This window comes from Levilactobacillus tongjiangensis, assembly GCF_003946345.1.
In the GTDB taxonomy this organism is placed as follows: Bacteria; Bacillota; Bacilli; order Lactobacillales; family Lactobacillaceae; genus Levilactobacillus; species Levilactobacillus tongjiangensis.
The window spans coordinates 64,973-71,987 of record NZ_RHNY01000016.1; the positions used below are offsets into that span (position 1 = coordinate 64,973).

The following is a 7,015-nucleotide window of genomic DNA, read 5'->3' on the forward strand; positions in this document are numbered from 1 at the left end:
TTCCCAAATATAAGGAATAACGACCGTTGTCTTTAAAAATAATAGCTAAAATTAGCGAACGATTAATAGTTGTTTCCGAACAAGCTGGCCAAGACAGTCGCGAAGAAGATCCAGTAAAGGACGACACTGGCTACCGCCACGATGAAGTTGATCAACCCGGCGCGGTTCCAAGTTTTTTGAACAGCCTTGAAGGTTTCCACGTCTTGGTAGTCACCCTTTTGCCAAGCCCATTCGTTCCCTTTGAAGCCGACCACAAAGATCCATACGATGTTGAAGATGGGAATGAGCATGAGGAGGGGCAGATAGGTCTTGTTACCAAGTCCCCAGAAAATGTTGTACATAAAGGCGCCCCAGTTCCAGCCTTTGACCTCTTGTGGGACAGTTTTACCGTTCTCTTGCATAAATGTTTTCCTCCCTGGAAAAAACAGCTTTTAACGTCGGTCAGTTTTGGACGGTTAAGTTGCTGCGAAAAGCCCCGATAATAATTAACGAATAAATATTTAGTCAGTTGCTTCAAACAGACTATGTTTATTTTACTATAAATCAGCTTGGAAGTGGTGTGATAGTTTCAATTTTTTCGGTTGAGCTGAAAGTGTTCAGAAACCGAGTCCATAACAGTGATTGTGGCTGGTCTGCCAGATTGGGAAGAAAGCCTTGATTTTAGCGGATTTAACTGCCTTAAAATTAGGCAAATGCTGGGTCTATGGTATAATTGTTTAGACATGGCGTTTAAGAAAGTAGGAAATCAACATGGATCTTGAAAAATTAAAAGCACATCAAAAATATATTCGCAATTTTTCCATTGTGGCCCATATTGACCACGGGAAATCTACGTTAGCGGACCGCATCTTGGAATTGACTGATACCATCTCCAAGCGCGATATGCAAGATCAGGTGTTGGATAACATGGACCTTGAACGTGAACGGGGAATTACCATCAAGTTGAACGCGGTGGAGCTGACCTATCACGCCAAGGACGGCCACGATTACGAATTTCATTTGATCGATACACCAGGACACGTCGACTTCTCCTATGAGGTCTCACGGAGTCTGGCAGCGTGTGAAGGGGCCGTACTGGTCGTCGACGCTGCGCAGGGTGTCGAAGCTCAGACGTTAGCAAACGTCTATTTAGCCCTGGATGACAACCTGGAAATCGTGCCGGTCGTCAACAAGATTGATTTACCAGCGGCTGATCCAGAGAAGGTCAAGAAAGAGATCGAAGATGTCATCGGGCTCGATGCTTCTGATGCCGTCTTGGCGAGTGCCAAGCAGGGTATCGGGATCGAAGAACTTCTCGAGCAAGTTGTGGCTAAGGTGCCGGCACCAGCTGGTGATTTAGACGCACCATTGAAGGCGTTGGTCTTTGACTCCGTCTACGATGACTATCGAGGCGTTGTGTTGAGCATTCGGGTTTTTGAAGGGACCGTTCAACCGGGCGATAAGATTCGTTTAATGAACAGTGGGAGTGAATACGAGGTTACTGAGGTGGGGGTTAACTCACCGAAGCCAATTTCACGGGACAACTTGATTGCCGGTGACGTGGGTTACATCACGGCCAGCATTAAGGACATCACGGATACCCGAGTGGGTGATACAGTGACGAACGCTGCCATGCCCGCTGACAAGGCGTTGCCAGGTTACCGGGAAATGAGTCCCATGGTTTACGCCGGACTTTACCCAACGGACAACGCTAAGCTGAATGACTTACGGGAAGCTCTGGAAAAATTAAAGCTGAACGATGCTGCGTTGGAATTTGAACCAGAATCCTCACAGGCGTTGGGCTTTGGGTTCCGGTGTGGGTTCTTGGGGATGCTGCACATGGATGTCATCCAGGAACGACTGGAGCGTGAGTTTAACCTTGATTTGATCACCACGGCACCATCCGTTACGTATCACGCATATCTGACGGATGGGACGATGAAGGAAGTCGAAAACCCAGCAGAAATGCCGGAAGCTTCTTCGATTAAGAGTGTCGAGGAACCTATTGTTAAGGCTACAATTATGGCACCTAATGATTATGTTGGGGCAGTCATGGAACTTTGCCAACACCGTCGCGGTCAGTTCCTGACGATGGAGTATTTGGATGATTACCGGGTCAACATTATCTACAACATGCCACTGTCCGAAATCATCTTTGATTTCTTTGATAAGTTGAAGTCCAGCACGCGGGGCTATGCCTCATTGGACTACGAAATGAACGGCTATCAAGCTGCGGACTTGGTGAAGATCGATATTCTGTTGAACGGCGACAAGGTCGATGCGTTGAGTTTTATTGCGCATAGAACCTTCGCCCCACAACGGGGTCGGGAAATTGCGTCTCGCTTGAAGAAAATTATTCCACGGCAAAACTTTGAAATTCCTGTACAGGCGGCCATTGGGGCGAAGATTATTGCCCGGACGACCATCAAGGCCTACCGGAAGGACGTTACTGCTAAACTGTACGGTGGTGACCGAACCCGGCGGATGAAGTTGCTTGAAAAGCAAAAGGTTGGTAAGAAACGGATGAAGGCTGTGGGGAAGGTTGATATTCCTCAGGAAGCTTTCATGGCCGTTCTGAAGACCGATGAGGATGAAAGCGACTAGAGGTCCGTGTAAGAGTAAACGACTCTTCTTTAGGTATCATCAGGTAAGGGTATGGTTTACTGTTTAAGCGTTTGTTTTATAAGGAAATTTGATTGTCATTATAGGTCCAATGTCAGTTCTTATTAACGTTGGATCTTTTTTTGAAGGACTAGAGCAGTAATCAACAAAAAAACTACCAGGTGATTTTTACCTTGGTAGTTTTTTATATTCAGAAGAGTTTTTTGCTGGTAGCATTGACTCTCTAAAATTAATTATTTAGCGTTGATCTTTGAGGCAATTAAGCCTTTAAAAAATCAAAAATTCTGATACGAGAACTTAGGATAATGCTTTTGTCCCATCTTCTTAGCAACTTTTTTACTCCGGTAGTAATGGGCACTGACCCAAATACCAGCGCCCTCAGCGACAGTAAACACTTTATGCTTGCCAAACTTGTGTAAATTATAATACTCACCAGCGCCAGCAGTTTGTTGCCAACCATATTCATGAATCCAGCGATAGCCGGCAAACTTACTCGTTTGGGTAGCTGTCCAATATTTCACGGTTTTCAGGGCCTTTTTGTTAGCGTAGACTTTGTGTTTTTTGTATTTACGCAAGTTTTTGTTACTCATATGTAGTTTATAAATCTTCTTTTTGCCATAACCAAAGTTAGTATAGGTGTACCAAGTTCCCCGCATCCCCTTGGGCAGCTTACTATATGAATAGCCGGCTTTATGAGCAGATGCGGTCGTGGTTAATGCCCCGACTGCGAAAAAGCAGACGAGCGCGATTAAAAATAATTTCATTGTTTTTTTCATTACTAGTCTTCCTTTCTTGTGTGCAACAAAAGTTAAAGTCCTTTTGGTAAGCCTTGTAACGGATGGTTGAAATAGTTGTTATAAACGCGCTTGCTAACCTTAGTAACCTTGCTGGACCGTAACTCATGGTTGTAGAAGTGTAAATGGTGATGAGCTAATCGTTTAATTTTGACAGTGACGTTTTGATGGTAAGCAGCGATTCGGGTGTGGAACCGATAGATTTTGCCGGATTGTTGAATATTTTTAATAGTTCCGCCATTGATACCAGCCTGGGGGGCACCCAAATATAAGTGATGCTTGGTTATTTTTACAACATCACCTTTACCGATGTAGTAGCCACGCATACTGACAGGCGTGCTCTTGAGTGTTTTCGCATTGGCGTTAGTTGCTGGCAGGGAAACACTTAAGATTAAGCCAGTTAATACGGCAATCGCGATGGTTATAATTTTTTTCAATTGTAGAACTCCTATATTTTAGTAAAAGATTGAATGACTTATTACTTAAGTTCAATAGCAGCAGTCAATGTGTATCTACTATTTTTTCAGCCAGCTAGTGTTGAAATGCTTTTTAACAACCCATTGATACCCATGCACCGTTCTTAACTTAGAGGACTTAAGGATTCAGCTTAAATTTGCCGTATTGGCGATACGAATTCTAGTGCCTTTTTGGAGATGGTTCTGGGTGCAGGTTTTCCAGATTAGATTACCCATTTGGTAAGTGGCGATTGCTTTTTGACATACGCTGTGTGAGTCTAATACCAACAAGGAATGTAATAGCCTGGTATGGGGTAGGCGTTATTATGCTTAAAAGCAACGTCAGGCCAACCAGCAACCACGATTTATTTCTTTTCATAGGTTCCTCCATAACTTTAAGTAATAAAGTGAAAGTGGGCATGTTTTCGCGGAAGCTTACTTGACACCCTTAGGCAGGCCATGGAAGGGGTTACCGTTGTAGCTCTGGTAAATGTGGTGGCTGACCTTAGTGACGTTACTGCCAAACAGGAAGACTTTCTTGTGATTGTAGAAGTGAAGGTGATGGTGCGACCGTTTTTGAAATTTAATGGTAATGGCTTCCTTGTCCATCTCACTGATAGCATGAATACGGTAAGTCTTGCCAGTCTGGCGGATACTCTTGATTTTCTGTGGAAGTTGGCCGGCTTGAGGTGCTCCCAAAATAACCTGGTGGGCAGTGAATTGAACGAGATCGCTCTTGCCAATATAATACCCTCGTAAACTCTTTGGTGTCGTCTTGTACGTCTTCGCACTGGCATTAACGGTTGGCAAGGTGGCACCTAACGTTAAACTAGCCAGTAACGTGGCTGTGATCGTCATAAATTTGTGCAAAGTGAACAGCTCCTATCCTAAAATAATTGTCGTCTTTAACCGGAGAATTCACTTTCTATCTCGTGGTCAGCGATTATGTATTCAGTTTACTATTCGAAAGTATGATAGTAAATGCACCTTTTGACCAAATGGGTCTAATTGTTAGGTTATTGGATGCTCATTACTCGCAATTGCTTAGTTTATAAAACATTTTTTCATACGGACTGCTCGTAGAAGGGTCTGACCATTAAACGTGCTAAGCTACCAGTATCGAACTGTGAAAAAACACACAAGAATTCTTTCAGGGGGAATAGTCATGGCGGAGTTTATGTTTAAAAACGGGATTGGGGCCTTTGTCCAGCGATTGAATGAGGTGCTAGACTACCTAAAACCCACGGAGATATCACTAGTAGAGGAGCTTCTCCGGGTGGCGGTGGAACCGGATCAACTGGTAACTATGGGGGAACTTCAGCAGCAATTGGGTGTGACCAAAACCGATTTGGCAATGAGCTTTCGTGAGTTGGTGGCCTGGGACTTAATTGCCTGGGTACCAACAAGTGCGGTCAAAACAGAATGGGACCAAAGGCGGTTAGTCAATGAGCATTAACGTCGATAGACGAATAATCCCGGTCTTGGATTGTTTGTCTATCGGGGTTAAGCGGAGTTGACTGCCTTTTGGGCTCTTTGTCAAACATCCTAAAGTAAGAGGTATCAAGATTGTGACGACAATCTTGATACCTCTTTTACTATACTTAAATTGAGGTTGAGGTCGTCAACACCAGTGGAATATAAATTCCGAGTGTCAAACTGGCCCATCAACACGTAGTGAATAGTTAGATTTAGGATGTGGGTCTTTAAGATCGAACTTAGAAAATGAACGGATCTACGCTGTTGTTGCCTCAAAATATTTGGAAGGTGATAAAGTGCATGTTTTAGGTATTGATGTCAGTCGAGGAAAAAGCAGCTGTGCACTTTTACATGATCATACGGTAATCAAAGAATTCCGGATTATTCACAATAAATCTGGTTTTTCGAAGCTTAAATCTGTAATTACCAATGATCTGCCACTAACGGCAGTGTTTGAAACTACAGGTGTTTATTCCAGAGCTTTGACGCGTTTTTTTAATGACGAGGGGCTACAATATTTGGAGATAAACCCTCTGGAGTCATCCATTCGTATGGCGGGATTACGAAGACAGAAGACCGATTGATCAGATGCAGTTAAGCTGGCGCTTCTTGGAATTGAACAAAGAACATTAATTCATAGTCGCAAGCCGTACTCCAAACTGTATGAACAACTTCATTTGATGGCACATCGATATTTAGAGATAACTAAGGAACGTTCACGGACTATTAACCACTTGCACGCGGCACTAGATCAAACTTTTCCAGAACTAAATGATATATTTAACCCAATTCGATCAGTGCTAGGATTAACTTTCGTTAATCTATACCCTCATCCAGACTTTCTGATCGGATGTGTTCCAGAAACAATGGCTAAAAAAATTGCTAACTGTGTGAGCTCTAGAATCCATTCGGATTTAATCTTACGCCGATGCAAGCAGGTTTGGCAGGCAGGTCAGCTATCATATCCAGCACAGCTTGCAGATTCATTTTTAATTGATCAGATTCACGAATACTGTGAAGAAATCCAGCAATACAACCAAATCCATGATTCATTAAAACGGCAATTGATTGTTTACGCGAGAACTTTGCCGGAATTTAATCTCATTACAAGTATTCCCGGTGCAGGAGAAGTATCCACGGCTCTGTTATTAGGGTTCACCGGTGAGATCAAAAGGTTTTCTACTTATAAGCAGTTGAACGCTTACGTTGGAATTGATCTACGGAGAGTTCAGTCTGGAGGCTTTAAAGAAGCCGACCGAATAAATCGAAGAGGTCAAAATAGTGCTCGCTATGTTCTGGTTGAAATGATTAGAAGCATGCTCAGAAATAAGACACGAATGGATAATCATATCGTGGATTATTATTATAAGTTAAGAAAAGAACCTTATTCCAAACCGGATATGGTTGCTACGATTGCTTGTGTGAATAGGCTTGATAGGACAATTATGAACTTGGTCTGCACAAACCAGGTTTATGATTACACTAAAACTTCCCATTAGGCTCATTATTTGAATATCATTACAACTAACATTTATGGAATTTTTTTTCTTAATAGGCTGTCACTCTTTAGTTTACTCTTTTTTTGAAAAGCAGGGATTTGACATTCTACTAGAACCGGTGTTGATGAAGGGATTTTCAGAGGTTCAATTCACTTTCGAATTGGACCTCTTTTTTGTATTCTGATTTTGA

8 protein-coding genes are annotated in these 7,015 nt (G+C 42.8%); 4 read left to right on the forward strand and 4 right to left on the reverse strand.

The annotated features are described in order from the left end of the window. Positions 1-62: 62 nt before the first annotated feature. A complete protein-coding gene (locus EKM75_RS10020; protein WP_125694239.1) occupies positions 63-401 on the reverse strand; it encodes a ribonuclease G in 339 nt (112 codons plus the stop codon). A gap of 349 nt (positions 402-750) precedes the next feature. On the opposite strand from EKM75_RS10020, the gene lepA reads away from it, so the two are divergent. Next, positions 751-2,583: a translation elongation factor 4 gene (lepA, locus tag EKM75_RS10025; protein WP_125681136.1), complete on the forward strand. Its 1,833-nt coding sequence runs from the start codon at positions 751-753 to the stop codon at positions 2,581-2,583. Positions 2,584-2,876: 293 nt separating this feature from the next. Here lepA and EKM75_RS10030 read toward each other — a convergent pair whose 3' ends face one another. The 3 genes from EKM75_RS10030 to EKM75_RS10040 all read right to left on the reverse strand — a co-directional run bounded on the left by EKM75_RS10030 (position 2,877) and on the right by EKM75_RS10040 (position 4,720). Further along, the gene (locus tag EKM75_RS10030) at positions 2,877-3,377 is read right to left on the reverse strand and encodes a hypothetical protein (protein ID WP_125694241.1); all 501 of its coding nucleotides are present in this window, start codon (positions 3,375-3,377) and stop codon (positions 2,877-2,879) included. Positions 3,378-3,409: 32 nt separating this feature from the next. Further along, positions 3,410-3,832 (reverse strand): hypothetical protein, encoded by a 423-nt coding sequence (locus EKM75_RS10035; protein WP_125694243.1) that lies wholly within the window; start codon positions 3,830-3,832, stop codon positions 3,410-3,412. 453 nt (positions 3,833-4,285) lie between these two features. Then, positions 4,286-4,720 (reverse strand): hypothetical protein, encoded by a 435-nt coding sequence (locus EKM75_RS10040; protein ID WP_125694245.1) that lies wholly within the window; start codon positions 4,718-4,720, stop codon positions 4,286-4,288. Positions 4,721-5,015: 295 nt separating this feature from the next. Between EKM75_RS10040 and EKM75_RS10045 the strand changes: the two genes are divergently transcribed. The 3 genes from EKM75_RS10045 to EKM75_RS12945 all read left to right on the forward strand — a co-directional run bounded on the left by EKM75_RS10045 (position 5,016) and on the right by EKM75_RS12945 (position 6,825). Next, positions 5,016-5,306 carry a hypothetical protein gene (locus EKM75_RS10045; protein WP_125694247.1) on the forward strand — a complete coding sequence of 97 codons (291 nt, stop codon included), beginning with the start codon at positions 5,016-5,018 and terminating at the stop codon, positions 5,304-5,306. A gap of 316 nt (positions 5,307-5,622) precedes the next feature. Next, entirely contained in the window at positions 5,623-5,910 is a 288-nt protein-coding gene (locus EKM75_RS12940; RefSeq protein WP_225426703.1) for an IS110 family transposase, read from the forward strand. Positions 5,911-6,192: 282 nt separating this feature from the next. Further along, positions 6,193-6,825 carry a transposase gene (locus EKM75_RS12945; protein WP_225426704.1) on the forward strand — a complete coding sequence of 211 codons (633 nt, stop codon included), beginning with the start codon at positions 6,193-6,195 and terminating at the stop codon, positions 6,823-6,825. Positions 6,826-7,015: the final 190 nt, after the last annotated feature.